The sequence below is a fragment of the Streptomyces sp. NBC_00104 genome (assembly GCF_045160825.1).
In the GTDB taxonomy this organism is placed as follows: Bacteria; Actinomycetota; Actinomycetes; order Streptomycetales; family Streptomycetaceae; genus Streptomyces.
Genome location: NZ_CP108215.1, coordinates 880,948 through 898,470 on the forward strand (window position 1 = coordinate 880,948; position 17,523 = coordinate 898,470).

General features: G+C 72.3%; 12 protein-coding genes. 9 read left to right on the forward strand and 3 right to left on the reverse strand.

Going from position 1 to position 17,523, the window contains the following annotated elements; translation table 11 throughout:
• Positions 1–6 precede the first annotated feature (6 nt).
• Genes OG272_RS03750 through OG272_RS03765 form a run of 4 tightly spaced genes read left to right on the forward strand, consistent with a single transcriptional unit; the run spans position 7 to position 4,662 of the window.
• The gene (locus OG272_RS03750; protein ID WP_405892537.1) at positions 7–1,107 is read left to right on the forward strand and encodes an LLM class flavin-dependent oxidoreductase; all 1,101 of its coding nucleotides are present in this window, start codon (positions 7–9) and stop codon (positions 1,105–1,107) included.
• A 38-nt stretch (positions 1,108–1,145) separates the two neighbouring features.
• The gene (locus OG272_RS03755) at positions 1,146–2,168 is read left to right on the forward strand and encodes an ABC transporter substrate-binding protein (RefSeq protein ID WP_405892539.1); all 1,023 of its coding nucleotides are present in this window, start codon (positions 1,146–1,148) and stop codon (positions 2,166–2,168) included.
• Positions 2,165–3,289, forward strand: coding sequence for an acyl-CoA dehydrogenase family protein (locus tag OG272_RS03760; protein ID WP_327731201.1), 1,125 nt, complete (start codon positions 2,165–2,167; stop codon positions 3,287–3,289). The genes OG272_RS03755 and OG272_RS03760 overlap by 4 nt, the downstream gene beginning before the upstream one ends.
• The gene (locus OG272_RS03765) at positions 3,286–4,662 is read left to right on the forward strand and encodes an FAD-binding oxidoreductase (protein WP_405892541.1); all 1,377 of its coding nucleotides are present in this window, start codon (positions 3,286–3,288) and stop codon (positions 4,660–4,662) included. The genes OG272_RS03760 and OG272_RS03765 overlap by 4 nt, the downstream gene beginning before the upstream one ends.
• Positions 4,663–4,701: 39 nt before the next feature.
• On the opposite strand, the gene OG272_RS03770 is transcribed toward OG272_RS03765, so the two are convergent.
• Positions 4,702–5,124, reverse strand: a complete 423-nt coding sequence (locus OG272_RS03770) for an SseB family protein (RefSeq protein ID WP_326584989.1) — start codon at positions 5,122–5,124, stop codon at positions 4,702–4,704.
• 493 nt (positions 5,125–5,617) lie between these two features.
• Between OG272_RS03770 and OG272_RS03775 the strand changes: the two genes are divergently transcribed.
• On the forward strand, positions 5,618–6,907 hold the full coding sequence (locus OG272_RS03775) for an alpha-L-fucosidase (protein ID WP_326584988.1): 1,290 nt from the start codon (positions 5,618–5,620) through the stop codon (positions 6,905–6,907).
• On the opposite strand, the gene OG272_RS03780 is transcribed toward OG272_RS03775, so the two are convergent.
• Both OG272_RS03780 and OG272_RS03785 read right to left on the reverse strand, forming a co-directional pair.
• The gene (locus OG272_RS03780) at positions 6,883–7,455 is read right to left on the reverse strand and encodes an isochorismatase family cysteine hydrolase (RefSeq protein ID WP_326584987.1); all 573 of its coding nucleotides are present in this window, start codon (positions 7,453–7,455) and stop codon (positions 6,883–6,885) included. The genes OG272_RS03775 and OG272_RS03780 overlap by 25 nt on opposite strands.
• Positions 7,452–8,954 (reverse strand): purine-cytosine permease family protein, encoded by a 1,503-nt coding sequence (locus OG272_RS03785; RefSeq protein WP_405892543.1) that lies wholly within the window; start codon positions 8,952–8,954, stop codon positions 7,452–7,454. The genes OG272_RS03780 and OG272_RS03785 overlap by 4 nt, the downstream gene beginning before the upstream one ends.
• A 235-nt stretch (positions 8,955–9,189) precedes the next feature.
• Here OG272_RS03785 and OG272_RS03790 point away from each other — a divergent pair, with 235 nt between their 5' ends.
• The 4 genes from OG272_RS03790 to ligA all read left to right on the forward strand — a co-directional run bounded on the left by OG272_RS03790 (position 9,190) and on the right by ligA (position 17,438).
• Complete coding sequence (locus tag OG272_RS03790; RefSeq protein ID WP_405892544.1) at positions 9,190–12,159, forward strand: AAA family ATPase; 2,970 nt, start codon at positions 9,190–9,192, stop codon at positions 12,157–12,159.
• Between the two features lie 662 nt (positions 12,160–12,821).
• The gene (locus OG272_RS03795; protein WP_326584985.1) at positions 12,822–14,276 is read left to right on the forward strand and encodes a glyceraldehyde-3-phosphate dehydrogenase; all 1,455 of its coding nucleotides are present in this window, start codon (positions 12,822–12,824) and stop codon (positions 14,274–14,276) included.
• A gap of 218 nt (positions 14,277–14,494) precedes the next feature.
• The gene (locus tag OG272_RS03800) at positions 14,495–15,283 is read left to right on the forward strand and encodes a DUF4253 domain-containing protein (protein ID WP_327731198.1); all 789 of its coding nucleotides are present in this window, start codon (positions 14,495–14,497) and stop codon (positions 15,281–15,283) included.
• 67 nt (positions 15,284–15,350) lie between these two features.
• The gene (gene ligA, locus OG272_RS03805; protein WP_405892545.1) at positions 15,351–17,438 is read left to right on the forward strand and encodes an NAD-dependent DNA ligase LigA; all 2,088 of its coding nucleotides are present in this window, start codon (positions 15,351–15,353) and stop codon (positions 17,436–17,438) included.
• Positions 17,439–17,523 lie beyond the last annotated feature (85 nt).

The following is a 17,523-nucleotide window of genomic DNA, read 5'->3' on the forward strand; positions in this document are numbered from 1 at the left end:
TTCACCATGCCCGTGGAATTCATCAGCGCCGTCCACACCGCCCCCGGTGTCAACGGGCCCGCGGCGAGCGCCCGCACCGGCTTCGACCCGGACTACGTCCGCGAGTACGCCCGCGCCCTGGACGACGGCGGCTTCGACCACACCCTCGTCGCCTACCACTCGGCGTCCCCGGACGCCCTCCAACTGGCCCAGTTCGTGGCCACGCACACCGAACGGATCCGCCCGATCCTGGCCCACCGGCCGGGCGTCATCTTCCCGACGCACGCGGCACGCGCGCTCGCGACCCTCGACCAGATCAGCGACGGCAGGCTGTCGCTGCACATCATCTCCGGGGGCAGTGACGAGGAGCAGCGGCGGGAGGGTGACTACCTCGACAAGGCGGAGCGGTACGAGCGTTCGGACGAATACATCCAGATCCTGAGGAAGGTGTGGACGGCCGACGGACCCGTCTCGCACGAGGGCGAGTACTTCCGGTTCGAGGGCTACCACTCCGATGTGAAACCGGTGAACGGGCTGATCCCGGTCTCGGTGGGCGGATCCTCGCAGGACGCCTACCGGGTGGGCGGGCAGCAGGGCGACATCTTCGGGCTGTGGGGCGAGCCGCTCAAGGAGACGGCGGAGCAGATCGCCGCCGTGAACGCGGTCGCGGACGCCGCCGGGCGCCCCCATCCGCGGATCTGGGTGTCGTTCCGGCCGATCATCGCGCCCACCGAGGAGCTGGCCTGGGAGAAGGCCCACCGCACCCTGGGTGTGCTGAAGGCGGAGTCGGCCTCGTCGGACGCGTTCCGGCACTACCCGACCAGCGGGCGCCCGGCGAACGTGGGCTCGCAGCGGCTGCTCGACATCGCCGAGCGGGGCGAGGTGCACGACCGCTGCCTGTGGACGGCGCCGGCGGTCGCCACCAACGCGGCCGGGGCCTCGACCGCCCTGGTCGGCACTCCGGAGACCGTCGCGAAGGCGCTGCTCGACTACGTCGACATCGGCTGCGACCTGCTGTCGATCCGGGGCTACGACCCGCTGAACGACGCCATCGACTACGCCCGCCATGTCCTGCCCCTGGTCCGGCAGGAGCTCGCCCACCGCGCCGTCGGCGCCCAGGCCGCCTGACCTTCCGCCGGTCCGCGACACACCCCCATGGAGATCCCGTGTTCCAGCGCACCCTGCGCACGTCCGCCGCCGCTGTGGTCCTGACGCTCACGGCGGCGTGCGGCGCCTCCGCCGAAGCCGAGTCGTCGTCCTCGTCCTCGTCCTCGTCCTCGTCGGACCTGTCGTCCGTGACCCTGAGAGTCGGCGCCACCGGCTGGAAGAGCGAGGAGGCGATCCTCAAGTACGCGGGCCTCGACGACACCCCGTACAAGGTCAAGTGGAACCTCTTCCAGGGCGGTGACCTGCAGCTCCAGGCGATCCGTGCCGGTGCGCTGGACCTGGCGTCCTCCAGTGAGATCCCGCCGATCTTCGCTGCCGCCGACGGCGACCCGAACTTCGAGGTCGTCGCCGTGCAGCGCGCCGCGACCCTCAACCAGGAGGTCGTCGTCCCCAAGGGGTCGGAGGTCACCGACATCGCCGGCCTGAAGGGCAGGAAGGTCGGCTATGTGCAGAACACGACCGCCCACTACTTCCTGTACGAGTTGTTGGAGCAGGCCGGCCTGAAGTGGTCCGACATCGACGCCAAGCCGCTGCTGCCCAACGACGGCCTCGCGGCCCTCAACGGCGGCGGCATCGACGCCTTCGCCTCCTACGGCACCTCGATCATCACCGCGCACCAGCAGGGCGCCACGACGGTCGGCTCCGGCGAGGACGTCCTGTCGGGCAACTTCCTGTGGTCGGCCAGGGACAGTGTGTTGAGGAGCCCCGCGCGGAAGGCGGCGGTGGCTGATCTCATCGCCAGGATCACCCGGGCGTACGCGTACGTACGGGACGGGCACGAGGACGGCTTCGCGAAGATCACCGCCGAGGCCACCCACCAGCCGCTCGCGCAGGCGAGGAAGGATCTGCTCGACGCGCAGGCGCAGCGGCCCACGGTGGCCCGCACGGTCGGCGACGACACGATCGCCTCGCAGCAGCAGGTCGCCGACGCGTTCACCGAACTGGGCGCGCTGAAGGAGAAGTTGGATGTGAGGTCGTTCTGGACGACCGCACTCGACGCCGATCTGAAGAAGGCCCTGTGAGCAGCCACCGACGAGTGATCGACCGCCTCGCCGAACTGGCCCCCGCGTACGACCGGTCCGGCGACTTCCCGGCCGAGTCCCTCCGGGTCGCCCACGCAGCCGGGCTGCTCACCGCCACCGTCGGGGAGCGGTACGGGGGCCGGGGCGCCGGAGTGGAGGAGACGGCCCGCATCCTGCACGCGCTCGGGCAGGGCGACGCGTCCGTGGCCCTGATCTCGGCGATGACGCTGGTCGCGCACGCCCGCCAGGCGGCGCGACCGCACTGGCCCGAGGAGCTGTACGCGCGGGTCGTCAAGGAGTCCGGCGAGCGGCCGGTGCTGATCAACCACGCCCGTGTGGAGCCCGAGTTGGGCTCCCCCGCGCGGGGCGGGCTGCCCGCCACCCGTGCCCGGCGAACGGGCGACGGCTGGGCGATCAGCGGCACCAAGCGGTTCGTGACGGGCGCGGAGGGACTGAGCTGGTTCCTGGTCTGGGCGACCACCGACGAGGCCGAGCCGCGGGTGGGCACGTTCCTGGTGCCCGGCGGCTCACCGGGCATGGACGTCGCCGGCGACTGGGACCCGTTGGGGTTGCGGGCCAGCGGCAGCCACGACGTGACGTTCCGGGAGGTGGAGGTGCCGTACGAGCAGGTCATCGGTCTCGCCCCGTACGGGCCCGCCGCCGAGCAGGACAACCGGGCGGGAGCGGCGATCCATCTCCCGCTGGCCGCGCTGTACTTGGGGGTGGCGCGCGCCGCGCAGGCGTTCTTCCGCGCCTTCGCCCATGAGCGGGTGCCCGCCAATCTCGGGCACCCGGTGGGCCGCACGGAACGCTTCCGGGCGGCGGCCGGGGAGATCGAGGTGCTGCTGACCGCGGCCGAGGAGCTGGTGTTCGGCGGTGCCGCGAAGGTCGACGCGGGCGATCCTTCGTACACGCCTGAACAGGCTCTGGGGGCAAGGGTGTTGGCGGACCGGCACGGGGTGCGGGCGGTGGAGCTGGCCGTGCGGTTGCTCGGCAATCCGGGACTGGCGCGGGGCAATCCGCTGGAGCGGCACTTCCGGGACATCCAGTGCGCGCCCGTTCACGCGCCGCAGGCGGACATCGCGCTGCTCGCGATCGGGTCGAAGGCGCTGGGCCTGTGACGGCGGCACCGGAGACGACCGTATCGGCGCGGTTGCTGGGGCTGCTCGCCCGCGATCTGCCGCTCGACCGGCTCACCACCGACCCGGCGGGGCTCGCCGCGTACGCCACCGACCGCTCCGGCACCCGGCCGGACGGGGGTCCGTCGGCCGTGGTGCACGTCCGGCGGACCGAGGACGTCACCGTGAGTCTGCGGCACGCGCACGCCCTGCGGGTGCCGGTGGTGCCGCGCGGCGCGGGCACGGGCCTGTCGGGCGGGGCCGGCGCCGGCGAGGGGTCGCTCGTGCTGGATCTCTCCGGGATGAACCGGATCCTGGAGCTGTCGGCGGACGACCAGCTCGCGGTCGTCGAACCCGGGGTGATCACCGCCGAGCTGGACCGGGCAGCGGGTGAGCACGGCCTGCGGTACGCGCCCGACCCGGCGAGCGCGGCGATCTCCACGATCGGCGGGAACATCGCCACCAACGCGGGCGGGCTGCGCTGTGCCAAGTACGGCGTGACCCGCGACAGCGTGCTGGGCCTGGAGGCGGTGCTCGCGGACGGCACGGTGGTGCGCACGGGCCGTCGTACGGTCAAGGGTGTCACCGGCTACGACCTGACGGCCCTGCTCACCGGGTCGGAGGGCACTCTGGCGGTGATCACGTCGGCGACGCTGCGGCTGCGGCCCGTGCCGGTGGCGACGGCCACGCTCGCCGCGTGCTTCGACACCTTCGAGGCGGCCGCCGAGGCCTCGTACGCTATCCAGCGGGCCGGTGTCGTACCGGCGCTCGCGGAGCTGGTCGACGGGCCGGTGCTGCACGCGATCGATCCGGCGCTGCGGGAACGGGGCGCGGCCCTGCTGGTGGTGCAGTGCGACGGGGCGGGCGCGGAGGCGGAGGCGGAGGCGGTCGCCCGGGCGGTCGCGCCGTCGGCGGCCACGGTGGAGAGGACCTCCGACCCGGTCGAGGCGGAGTCCCTGCTGGCCGCGCGCCGACTGGCCCTGCCCGCACTGGAGCGGCTGGGGCGGCCGCTGATCGAGGACATCGCGGTGCCGCGCTCCCGCCTGGCGGAGGCGGTCCGGGAGATCCGCGCGATCTCCGCACGGCACGACGTGCCGGTGTTCACCATCGCGCACGCGGCCGACGGCAACCTTCACCCGATCGTCGTCGTGGACCCGGCCCTGCCCGAGCTGCCGGACGCGGCCTGGGAGGCGGCGGGCGAGATCTTCGCGCTGGCCCTGCGGCTGGGCGGCACGCTGACCGGGGAGCACGGGGTGGGGGTGCTGAAGCGGCAGTGGGTGGCGGAGGAACTGGGTCCGGCCGCCCACGGGCTGCAGCGGCGGATCAAGGAGGTGTTCGACCCGCACGGGATCCTCAACCCCGGCAAGGGGTTGTGAGGGCCGTGAGGGCCGTTCCCTCGTCCGTGGTCCGTGCGGTCAGATTCCGTGGCCTCCCAGGAGGGTGCCCACGTCATGGGCGTCGAGGGTGAGGCCGTGCGGGGAGCCGGCGTCGATGGTGAGGGAGAGGTCGGCGTCGGCGGGCCACTGGGAGGCCAGGGCTCCCAGCGGGACCACACGGTAGCGCGACACGTAGGGCAGCAGTTCGGCCATCGCGGGTTCCGAGGTGAAGACCGGCACGATCTGTTCGCCGCCCGGCTGCTCCAGGACGGGCAGCGCCACGGCCGTCGGATCGCTCACGGCCGCCTCGTCGGCGTCGTCCGGCACGGGAATCAGCACGTCACTGTCGGCGAGCGTGTTCAGCGCGGCCGTGTCGTGGGTGTCGAAGGCGAGCGCGGTCAGCGCGCGCTGGGCCGGTGTGGAGGCCTGGGGCGCGTGGTGGCCGTTGGGAGATATGTCCATGGAAGATCCCAAGTAGTGATGGAAAAGGCCGCCCGGGACGGCGTCCGTCCCGGGCGCTGCGCCCCTCGCGTACCCGACAGGGACGCGGGCATTCCTGTGCCTGGCCGATGCATGTGAGGTGTCCTGTGATGGGTGTGGAGGGGGCGGGAGGGACCAGGAGGGCGGGGTCGGAGGGTCGGGTGGTGAGGGGGATGCCGTCCGAGGGCAGGCGGCGACGGTCGCGGCCGACACGCCTGACCTCACCGGACGACGCCAGGCGCCGCTCACTTCAGGTACGGACGACAGCCGTGGTGGTCGTCGTCGGAGCGATTCAGGACCACTGGGGTGATCCAGACCGCCGAGAAGCCGATCACCTTGAGGAACGACACGAACCGGCGCCGGGTTGATCGATCGCGCGGCGGACGAATCGCCGGAGCTCCTGAGGGTGAGAACCAACCAGTAGTGGTGACCCGCGCCCACGCGCCCGCCAGGGCCCTCCGCCTAGCGTGGCCGTATGACCATGCAACCCTGGTTTCCCGCCGCCAAACTGGGCATCTTCATCCACTACGGCATCTACGCCGTGGACGGGGTGCCGGAGTCCTGGTCCTTCTACTGGGGCGAGGTGACGCACGAGCAGTACATGAAACAGCTCGACGGCTTCACCGCCTCCGCGTACGACCCCACGGCCTGGGCCGAGTTGTTCGCCCGGGTGGGCGCGAAGTACGCGGTGCTCACCGCCCGCCACCACGACGGCGTCGCCCTGTGGGACACCGCCCAGGGCGACCTGGGCGTCGTCCGGCGCACCCCTGCGGGCCGGGATCTGATCACCGGATACGTCGACGCGCTGCGCGAGCACGGCCTCAAGGTCGGCCTCTACTACTCGCACTCCGACTGGAACCACCCGGACTACGCGAGCGTCCGCCACCCCGAGATCGACCAGTGGTCGAACACCCACCCGGGCGGCAACGACGCCAACCCCTACTCGCATGCCGCACCCGGCGAGGAGGACCCCGCGGCCTGGGACCGCTACCTCGCCTACCGTGACGGCCAGGTGAGCGAGCTGGTCGAGCGGTTCCGCCCCGATCTGCTGTGGTTCGACGGCGAGTGGGAGCGCACCGAACAGCAGTGGCGGATACGTGAGTTGGCAGAGCTGATCCTCGCGGAGAACCCGGACACCGTCCTGAACGCGCGCATGCTCGGCCACGGCGACTACGCCACCCCGGAGCAGGGGGTGCCCCTCGAAGCGCCCGACGGGCCGTGGGAGTTGTGTCTGACCATCAACGACTCGTGGGGTTTCCAGCACCAGGACGACAACTACAAGTCGCAGCGTCAGCTGGTGCGTTACTTCGCCGAGACGATCGGCATGGGCGGCAATCTGCTGCTGGACGTCGGACCGAGGGCGGACGGGACGATCCCCGCCGAGCAGGTCGAGCGGCTGGAGGGGCTCGGCACGTGGATCGGCCGGCACTCCGACGCCGTGTACGGGACGGTCGCCGGGCTGCCCGCCGGGCACCACTACGGCCCCAGTACCCTCTCCGCCGACCGGCGCACCCTGTATCTGACGTGCTTCGACGTGCCGCGTGAGTCCTTGGCGGTCCGGGGGCTGCGTAATCCCGTCAAGAAGGTCACCGTCCTCGGCACGGGTACGGAGCTGGGCCACCGGGTGATCGGCGGCCTGGACGCCGTGCCCGGCGTGACCTGGATCGACGCCCCCGAAGAGGCCGACCTCGACCCGTACGCGACCGTGCTCGCCCTGGAGCTGGACGGGGAGCTGGACCTCTACCGGGGTTCGGGCCGCGACTGACCGAGGACCTCGTCGACGGTCACGACCCGGACGAGCGGCCGGTAGAGGTCCAGCACGTACAGGGCCTTGGCGTGCGACTCGTCGCCCGCGCCCGCGCAGGCGTCGGCGACCACCAGCACCTCGACACCCGCGTCGGCCGCCGCGAGGGCCGTGGACAGCACACAGCAGTCGGTGCTGACCCCGGCCAGGACCAGCCGCCCGTCCGTTCCCAGGCGGGCGGCCAGCTCCGGGCCCCATTTGCCGAAGGTCGGGGCGTCCACCAGGTCCCTCGCGTCGTCGGCGAGTTCGTCGACCAGGTGCCACAGGTGCGCGTCGGGGGGCCGCAGCGCGAAGGGCGCCTGGTCGTAGTACGCCCGCCAGGCTCCCTCGGGCCGCTCCGGCGCGATGAAGCGGGTGAACACCGCTCGTCCGGCGAAGGCCGGGAGCAGACGCCGTACGCCTGCCACGGCCTCGTCGAAGCGCGGGGCCGCCCAGGGGCTGTCGGGCTCGGCGAACACGCGTTGCATGTCGATGACGGCGAGGAGGCCGGGCGAGCGGTCGGTGCTCATGCCCGCTCCTCCTGAGCCCTTACCCGCCCCCGCGACAGGAGCAGCGTGCCGAGGAAGCCGATGGTCAGGGCGATCAGGACGCCCAGGTTGGCGTAGGCCCAGTCGCCGCCCTTGCCGCCGAGGCCCAGGGGGCCGAGGAGATAGCCCTGCCAGTCGAGCCAGCCCGCGGCGGAGTTGGTGACGAGGCCCCAGCCGAGGGCGGTGGCGGCGAGGGTGAGGAGGAGAGGGCCGGGCGGGATGTCGCCGTAGCGGCCGCTCGGGCGGAACAGGTCGGCCTCGGCGTAGTCGCGCCGGCGCAGCAGCAGGTCGGCCAGCATGACGCCGCACCAGGCGGCGATGGGGACGCCGAGGGTGGTGAGGAAGCCGATGAAGGGGCCGAGGAAGTCGTCGGCGAAGAAGACGATGTAGACGGCGCCCGCGATCATCAGCACGCCGTCGACGAGGGCCGCCACCGGGCGCGCCACGCGCAGGCCGGCCGCGAGCAGGGCAAGTCCGGAGGAGTAGATGTCCAGGACGGCGCCGCCGACCAGGCCGAGCACGGCGACGGTGGCGAACGGGATCAGGAACCAGGTGGGCAGGAGCGTGGTCAACGCGCCGATGGGGTCGAGGGCGATGGCCTCGTTGAGGTCGGCGGAGGAGCCCGCGAGGAGCAGTCCGAAGACCAGCAGGAGCAGCGGGGCGAGCGAGGCGCCGAAGGCGGTCCAGCCGACGACGCCCCGGCCGGAGGAGCCGCGCGGCAGATAGCGGGAGTAGTCGGCGGCGGCGTTGACCCAGCCGAGGCCGAATCCGGTCATCAGGAAGACGAGGGCGCCGATGAACTCCTGCGTGGATCCGGCCGGTACGGCGCTGACGGCCGACCAGTGGACATGGTCGGCGACGAGTCCGACGTAGACGACCGTCAGCACACCGGTGACCACGGTGATGACGGTCTGGAAGCGCATGATCAGGTCGAAGCCCATCACGCCGACCACCACGACCAGTGCGGCGACCAGGACGAGGGCCATCACCTTGGTCTCGCTGCCGCCGCCCGTGCCGAGCCGGCGGAAGACGGTGGCGGTGGCCATGGTGGCGAGCGCGCACAGCACGGTCTCCCAGCCGACCGTGAGCAGCCAGGAGACGACCGCGGGCAACCGGTTGCCGCGCACCCCGTACGCGGCCCGGCTCAGCACCATCGTCGGGGCCGAGCCGCGTTTGCCGGCGACCGCGACGAAGCCGCAGAGCAGGAACGAGAAGACGATGCCGACGACTCCGGCGGCCAGGGCCTGCTGGAACGAGATGCCGAAGCCGAGCGCGAACGCGCCGTAACTCATGCCGAGAATGGAGACGTTGGCCCCGAACCAGGGCCAGAAGAGGGTGCGTGGGGTGCCCTTGCGGTCCGCGTCGCCGATCACGTCCAGACCGTGGGTCTCCACCCGGAGCGGTCGGACGGCTGCGGTGCCGTCGGAAGCGGAGGTGCCGTCGGGGGCGGAAGTGCCGTCGGGGGCGCGGGAGTCCGTCATCGTCGACCTGCCTGTCTGATCGCGGACCTGTCCGTCCGATCATGCTGATCGCGTCGAGGGGAACCTAGGTGCGCCGGTCAGGGGCGTCAAGGTGGCATTCGTCCGGGTGCGGAGAGCGGGCCGCCGACAATGTCGGGCCCTACGTACAATCTTCGGGAATCGGCCGGAGGGTTCGCGTTCACGAACGTCCGGATCGGCCCGGGACGGCCCGGGGCCGGCTTCAGGGGGAATCGCATTGCCGTGGGACGTGGCTCCGCTGGTGAGCCGGCAGACCGAACTGGACCGGCTCGCCGGGGTGCTCGACGGGCTCACGGGGACCGGCCACGGCCCGACGGTCGTCGATGTCACCGGCGCGGCGGGGATCGGCAAGAGCAGGCTGGTGTCCGAGTTCTGCGCCCGGGCGCGGGACCGGGGTATGACGGTGCTGCGCGGCCGGGCGACCGAGTACGAGCGGCATCTGCCCTACCAGCCCCTCGCCGACGCCCTCGCGGACCTGGACGCCGAGGCCGGGATACCGTCCCCGCTCGCCGAGGTCCACACCATGGACCGCTTCGCCCTGCAACGCGCGGCGGCCGCCTTCCTGGCCCGGATCGCCCGGACGGGCAACGGCCTCGTGGTGGCCCTCGACGACGTGCACTGGGCGGACCCGGCGTCCCTGGAACTCCTCGACCACCTCGTACGACATCCGCCGCGGCGCGCCCCCGTGGTGATCGTGGTGGCACGCCGCGAACGGCAGACGTCACCCCGGCTCGCCGCCTCGCTCACCCGGGGCGTCGAGGCCGGGACGGTGCTCCGCCTCGAACTCGGCCCCCTGGACCGGAACGCCTGCCTCGCGGCCCTCGCCCCCGACCGGCCGGCCGAGCTGGCCGCCGAGCTGTACACGGCCAGTGAGGGCAACCCCCTGTACTTCCTCGCCCTGCTCCAGGCCGGCAGACCCGCGGGACTCAGCTCGCTGCTCCTGGACGAGCTGACGCCGCTCACCGACGGTCAGCGCGGGACCGTCCAGGCCGTGGCGGTGCTCGGCGATCACGCGGCACCCGCCCTGGTGGCGGCGGTCACCGGCCGCCTGGAAGTCGAACTCGACGCCGACTTCAGGGAGTTGACCGCCCGCGATCTCGCCCGGCCGGGGGCCGACGGCCGTTGGGCGCTGCGGCATCCGGTGCTGCGCTCCCTCGTCCACGACACCACCGATCCCCTGCTGCGCACCCGTATGCACCGGCTCGCCGCCGCCGAGCTGGCGCGGGTCGGTGCGCCGGTCAGTGAGCGGGCGCACCACGTCGAGCGGTCGCTGACCGGCTGGGACCCGCACGCCGTGACCGTCCTCACCGAGGCCGCCCGGCAGGCCGCCGCGACCGCGCCCGCGAGCAGCGCCCACTGGCTGGGCGTCGCCCTCGCCCACCTGCCCGAGCGGCCGGCGTACGGCCCGCTGCGCCGTGATCTGATGCTGCGGCGGGCCGAGGCGCTCGGCGCCTGCGGCGGGCTGCGGGAGAGCCGGGACCTGCTCCACGAGGTGATCAGCCTGTCGCCACCGGGCACCGACGACGGCGTACGCGCCTCGGCCGTCACCCTGTGCGCGGTCATGGAGCGCCACCTCGGCCGGTACGCGGAGGCCGTGGCCCTGCTGCGCCGCGAACTGGCCCGGGGCCGCGACCTCTCCCCCGCCGAGACCGTCCAACTCGGCCTGGAACTGGGCTCGTCCGCCCCGCACGCCAGCTCCTACCCGGATGTACGCGACGACGTGGCCCGCACCCTGGAACTGGCCCGGTCACTGGGCGACGAGGTCGCGGAGGCGGGGGCGCTGGCCGTCACCGCGCTCGGGGAGGCGTACGAGGGCGACACGGTGGCTGCCGCCGAGGCCGCCGACCGGGCCTCCGCGCTCATCGACTCCCTCACCGACCAGGATCTCGCGGGCCTGTGCGAACCGCTGGCCCGGCTGAGCTGGGCGGAGGCGTTCCTGGAACGGTACGCCGACGCGGAACGGCATGCCGAGCGCGGCCTCGCCGTCGCCCGCCGGGGCGGCCTGCTCTATGTGGTGCCTCATCTGCTGCTGTGCCGCTCCCACATCCAGGTCATGACGCTGCGGCTGGGGTCGGCCGTCGAGCTCGCCGAGGAGGCCGAGACGATCGCCCGGGGCATCGGCAGCGACGAGTTGCTCGCCTTCGTGCTGGCGTCCAAGGCCCAGGCGCTGATCCCCGCGCTGCCTCCGGGTGACGGCGGTGCGCTGACCGTGGCCGAGGAGGCCGTCGCCCGGGCCGGCGCCGGCACCCGCTGGTGGGCGTCCATCGCCTGGTGCATGCTCGGGTACGCCGCGCTCCACGCCGGTGATCCGGCGCGGGCGCGGGCCGCCCTGCTCCGGGCGGGCGGGGAGGACCTCGACGGGCTTCAGCCGAGCATGCGGCCGCTGTTCCTGGAGATCCTCGTCACCGCCGCCGTCGCCACGGGGGACCACGTCGAGGCCCGGCACTGGGCGGAACGCGCCCGCAAGGAGGCGGAGCGGCTCGGTCTCGTGGCGCAGCGGGCGTCCGCGCTGCGCAGCTGGGCGCATGTGCCGCTGGCCGAGGGGGATATGACCGCCGCGGCCGACCTGTTCGAGCAGGCCGCCGAGGAGACGGCCCGGGGCGGTGGCCGGTTGTGGGAGGCGCAGACCCTGCTGCTGGGGGCGCCTCTGAGCGCAGCCGTGGGGCGCACGGCCCGGGCTCGCGCCATGTGGGAGCGCGCTCTGCGCCTGAGCACCGAGGGCGACGCCCACTTGCTGGCCGGCCTCGCGGAGGTGATCCGCCCGGCCGTCTTCGGCGAAACGGGTCCGACGGGCGGGGTGCCGGGCAGGGGTCCCGGCCCGGGGGCGGGCATGGGCGCGGGCGCGGGGCCGGGCGCGGGTGCGGGCACGGGCGCGGGGCCGGAGTCGGGCGCAGGCGTCGGCATACCGTCTCCGTCTCCGTCTCCGTCTCCGTCTCCGTCTCCGTCTCCGGCGCCGGCGCCGGCGCCGACGCCCGTGGAACCGACCGTGCTGTCCCCGCGCGAGCGGGAGATCGCCGCCCTCGTCGCGGAGGGTCTGACCAGTCCCGCCATCGCCGAGCGGCTCTACCTCAGTCCGCGCACGGTCGAGACGCACCTCTCGCGCATCTACCGCAAGACGGGCGTCGCCTCGCGGGCGGCGCTGGCCGCCCTGCAGGTCCGGGGCGAACTGGGCGTCGGCGGCGCGTAGTCACGGTGGCGGACCTCACGCGCGTCGGCGGCGGACCGGCGACGCGAGGGTCGCCGGGCGCAGACCCGAGGACCTCACGGTGGGGGCGAGGCGGCCCGCACCGCACCGGCGCTTGTCGGGGGAGGTCGGGCGTCGAGACGGCCGTGGCGCCGGGCTCGACGCTCCGCGTGGGCGCCCGGCGTACGGCCACGGTCCTCCCGCGCGAGTCGAGGCCCCTCACACGCACGGCCGTCGACGAGGAGCACGCCCCCGACGTTCGGGCACGTCGGATCGAGGTACGGGGCCAGGTCGTAGGCGAAGTGAAGTATGGGAAGCCGTAGAGATGGAATCCCAGGTGTTTCCAGTCCCCCCCAGACGTGCGCGTTCTGGCACACCCCGCCGAATCGCAGCTCACCATGTGAACGCTGGTCGGCCGACACCTCACTCGGACGTGCTCCCTGGTCGCCAGGAGCGCGGTCCGCGCGAGGAGTTGACGCTCTCTCACGCTCCACGCAAGTTCGGCATATCGAACTTCAAGCAGAATGCTGAACTGGCATAGACATGACGGACATGGGGCGGTACGGCTGCGCCGTCAAGGGGCGAGTGCGATGGGCACCCCTCGGTGCGTCTCCCCGAGCGGGGTGGTTAGCATATGAGCGCCGCCTAGCTCGAAAGATAAATCTGTGACTGTCAACGAGGACTCGTTCACCCAATGGAAGAACCGCGAGGAGATCGCGGAATCGATGATCCCGATCATCGGGAAGCTGCACCGCGAGCGGGACGTGACGGTCCTGCTGCACAGCCGCTCCTTGGTGAACAAGTCGGTGGTCAGCATCCTGAAGACCCACCGGTTCGCCCGCCAGATCGCCGGTGTGGAGCTCTCGGTCACCGACACCCTGCCGTTCCTGCAGGCCCTCACCACGCTCGACCTCGGCCCCTCCCAGATCGACATCGGCTTGCTCGCCGAGGCCTACCCGGCCGATGACCGCGGTCTGTCGATCGCGGAGTTCACCGCCGAGGCCGTCGCCGGCGCCACGGGCGCCAACAAGATCGAGGGCGGCGAGGGACGCGACGTCGTCCTCTACGGCTTCGGCCGCATCGGCCGCCTCGTGGCCCGACTGCTGATCGAGAAGGCCGGCTCGGGCAACGGCCTGCGGCTGCGCGCCATCGTCGTGCGCGGCGGCGGGGAGCGAGCCGGCGAGGACATCGTCAAGCGCGCCTCCCTGCTGCGCCGGGACTCCATCCACGGCCAGTTCCAGGGCACGATCACCGTCGACGAGGCGAACAGCACGATCAACGCCAACGGCAACGAGATCAAGGTGATCTACGCGGGCGACCCGTCCGAGATCGACTACACCGAGTACGGCATCAAGAACGCCATCCTCATCGACAACACCGGCAAGTGGCGCGACCGCGCAGGTCTGTCGACGCACCTGCGCCCCGGCATCGACAAGGTCGTGCTGACCGCGCCCGGCAAGGGTGACGTCCCGAACATCGTGCACGGCGTCAACCACGACACGATCAAGCCGGACGAACAGATCCTGTCCTGCGCGTCCTGCACCACCAACGCGATCGTGCCGCCGCTGAAGGCGATGGACGACGAGTTCGGTGTGCTGCGCGGTCACGTGGAGACCGTCCACTCGTTCACCAACGACCAGAACCTGCTGGACAACTACCACAAGTCGGACCGCCGGGGCCGCTCCGCGCCGCTCAACATGGTCATCACCGAGACGGGTGCCGCCTCGGCCGTCGCCAAGGCGCTGCCCGACCTCAAGGCACCGATCACCGGCAGCTCGATCCGTGTCCCCGTCCCGGACGTCTCGATCGCGATCCTCAGCCTGCGCCTCGGCCGCGAGACCGACCGCGAGGAGGTCCTCGACTACCTCCGCAACGTCTCGCTGACCTCGCCGCTCAAGCGCCAGATCGACTTCACCAACGCCCCCGACTCGGTCTCCAGCGACTTCATCGGATCCCGGCACGCCTCGATCGTCGACGCCGGCGCCACCAAGGTCGACGGCGACAACGCGATCCTCTACCTCTGGTACGACAACGAGTTCGGCTACTCCTGCCAGGTCATCCGCGTCGTCCAGCACGTCTCCGGAGTGGAGTACCCGACGTACCCGTCCCCGGCGGTCTGACCGTCGCGCCGCAGTACCCGCGACCACGGGCCGGACGAGCGATCCGCTCGTCCGGCCCGTGGTGGGTCCGGGGTGTGCCCGTGGTGGGACGGCGCCGTGAGCCGAGCTTGAGAAGAGTCCGACCGCCGCATGCCGCGCGCCCGGGACGCCATGGGCCGCGCGAACGCGCGGCCGCCGAACGTAGCCGCGTTGTCGGTGGCGGGATCTACGGTTCCGCCATGCCCTTCTCCCTGACTCACGGACTGCCCGCCGGCCGCTTCACCCCGCACGGGCCGTCGCACATCTGGATCTCGGACGAATTCCCGCGCGCCCTCCGGGAGTTGTGGCCCCGGCTGCTGAGCGAGCACGGGACGACGGGTCTGCTGCCGGTCCTCTACCGCGGCGACGTCATCGGCGAGCCCCTGGACCCGGGGCTGGTCGATGACCTGTGTCTGGAGGAGGTGCTGGCGACGGGCTTCGCCGAGTACCGCCGTCGGCGACTCCCGCTCTGGACGAACCCGACGCCCGAGCCGGAGCCGGTGCCCGAGGACGTCGAGCCGTGGCCGCACGATCCCGGCCCGCCCTTCGCACAGTGGCCGGGCCTGGCGCCCGCGATGCCGGTCGCGCCCACGGGCCCGACGCCGCAGGAGGCGGCCTCCGGAGCACCGGCGCGCATCGCACGCACGGATCACGGAGTGCTCGACTGCCGTCTCGTGCTCGTCCCGGCCCGGCGCGGCAGCGACGCCCTGGCGTTGCTCGGCTGGAACTCCGAGGCGCCCCTGCCTCTGCTCTGTGCGCTGCTGCGCAGCTGGGAGGAACGGTTCGGTGCCCACCTGGTGGCCGTGCACGGCGGCACACTGGACATCTCCGTCGCCCGGCCGCCGCGCACCGCGGAACACGCGGACCTGCTCGCTCTCGAACATGTGCTCAGCACGGCGAACAACATCGTCGACGACCCGCCGACCCCGTTCCCCGACTACGCGGCCGACCTCGTGGGACGGGACCACTGGTCCTTCTGGTGGGACTAGCCTCCCAGGCGTCGTCCGAGGGCGCCGTCCGAGGGCGTTGTCAGTGGTGGGAGGCAGGATGGTCCGCATGACGACATCAGTTGCAGTGATCGTGGATGCCGCCGCCTACGCGCAGGCCGTCGAGGACGCGGCCAAGGCCTCGGCCGCCTACTACACGGGCGGTACGTCGGTGCTGGACGACGACACCTACGACCGGCTCGTGCGGGGCATCGCGCTGTGGGAGACCGAGCATCCCGAGCAGATACTGCCGGACTCGCCGACCGGGAAGGTGGCCGGTGGGGCGGTCGAGGGGGATGTGCCGCACACGGTGGCGATGCTGAGCCTGGACAACGTGTTCTCGGGCGAGGAGTTCACGACGTGGACGGCGTCGCTGGCCCGGCGGATCGGGCACGACGTGGAGCGGTTCAGCGTGGAGCCGAAGCTCGACGGGCTGGCGGTCGCCGCCCGGTACACGCGAGGGCGGCTGACGCAGTTGATCACGCGTGGCGACGGAACGGCCGGGGAGGACGTCTCGCACGCCATCGGCACCATCGAGGGGCTGCCCGGTGAGCTCGCCGAGCCGGTCACCGTGGAGGTGCGGGGCGAAGTCCTCATGACGACCGCCCAGTTCGAGCACGCCAACGAGGTGCGCACCGGACACGGCGGGCAACCGTTCGCGAATCCCCGCAACGCCGCCGCGGGCACCCTGCGTGCCAAGGAGCGGGCTTACACGGTGCCGATGACCTTCTTCGGCTACGCCTTGCTGGCGCTGCCGGGCACGGACGCCGACTCCGCCGCGCGGCTGGGCGAGCTCGCCCACAGCGAACTGATGGCGCGGGCCGCCGAACTGGGGGTGAACACCACCGCGAGTACGGCCGTGCCCGGTGTCACCGCCGGCACCGTGGAGGAGGTCCTGGCCCGGGTGAAGGAGATCGCCGCGCTGCGGGCCGAGCTCCCGTTCGGGATCGACGGGATCGTCGTCAAGGCCGACCTCGCCGCCGACCAGCAGGCCGCCGGGTCCGGTTCACGCGCCCCGCGCTGGGCGATCGCCTACAAGCTGCCCGCCGTCGAGAAGATCACGCGGCTGCTGGAGGTGCAGTGGAACGTCGGCCGTACCGGCATCATCGCGCCGCGCGGCGTGCTGGAGCCGGTCGAGATCGACGGCTCCACCATCACGTACGCCACCCTGCACAACCCCGCCGACATCACGCGCCGCGACCTGCGGCTGGGCGACCACGTGATGGTGCACCGCGCGGGTGACGTCATCCCCCGCGTGGAGGCGCCCGTCGCCCATCTGCGCACGGGGGGCGAACAGCCCATCGTCTTCCCCGAGGTGTGCCCGAGATGCGGCTCCGGCATCGACACCGGGGAACAGCGCTGGCGCTGCGAGAACGGCCGCAACTGCCATCTGGTGGCGTCCCTCTCGTACGCGGTCGGCCGCGATCAGCTCGACGTGGAGGGGCTCGGCCACACCCGGGTCGTGCAGCTCGTCGAGGCGGGCCTGGTGGCCGATCTCGCCGACCTGTTCGTACTCACCCGGGAGCAGCTCCTCGGCCTGGAGCGCATGGGTGAGACCAGCACCGACAATCTCCTCGCCGCGCTCGACACGGCCAAGGGGCGGCCGCTGTCTCGGGTGCTGTGCGCGCTGGGTGTCCGGGGCACCGGACGCTCCATGTCCCGCCGTATCGCCCGGTACTTCGCCACCATGGACAACATCCGCGCCGCCGACGCCGAGGCGATCCAGCGGGTCGAGGGCATCGGCACCGAGAAGGCCCCCTCCATCGTGGCCGAACTCGCCGAACTCGCCCCGCTCATCGACAAGCTCGTGGCGGCCGGGGTGAACATGACCGAGCCGGGCGCCACACCGCCCGCCCCGGCGGACGAGGAAGCCGCCGACACGGAGGGCGGCGCCGAGCCCGCGGGCGGTCCGCTCGCCGGGATGGCCGTGGTGGTCACGGGCGCGATGACCGGCGTCCTGGAGAAGCTCAGCCGCAACCAGATGAACGAACTCATCGAACGGGCCGGCGGGCGCGCCTCCTCCAGCGTCTCCAAGAAGACGTCGCTGGTCGTGGCGGGCGAGAACGCCGGCTCCAAGCGCGCCAAGGCCGAGACCCTCGGCATCCGCCTGGCCGATCCGGACGAGTTCGCCGCCCTCGTCGCCGACTTCCTCGAATGAACCGGCACGACCAATTAGTGGAACACGCTGTCAGGGGCCATCGGAAGCCCCCGGCCAGGAATCCTCGGTCGACCGACAAGAGCAC

Bases quoted from the DNA above. Each gene is read 5' to 3' on its own strand.
- ligA (WP_405892545.1), top strand. From the start codon at position 15,351: ATGACGACATCAGTTGCAGTGATCGTGGATGCCGCCGCCTACGCGCAG.
- OG272_RS03750 (WP_405892537.1), top strand. From the start codon at position 7: ATGCCCGTGGAATTCATCAGCGCCGTCCACACCGCCCCCGGTGTCAAC.
- OG272_RS03785 (WP_405892543.1), bottom strand. From the start codon at position 8,954: ATGACGGACTCCCGCGCCCCCGACGGCACTTCCGCCCCCGACGGCACC.
- OG272_RS03775 (WP_326584988.1), top strand. From the start codon at position 5,618: ATGACCATGCAACCCTGGTTTCCCGCCGCCAAACTGGGCATCTTCATC.
- OG272_RS03770 (WP_326584989.1), bottom strand. From the start codon at position 5,124: ATGGACATATCTCCCAACGGCCACCACGCGCCCCAGGCCTCCACACCG.
- OG272_RS03800 (WP_327731198.1), top strand. From the start codon at position 14,495: ATGCCCTTCTCCCTGACTCACGGACTGCCCGCCGGCCGCTTCACCCCG.
- OG272_RS03780 (WP_326584987.1), bottom strand. From the start codon at position 7,455: ATGAGCACCGACCGCTCGCCCGGCCTCCTCGCCGTCATCGACATGCAA.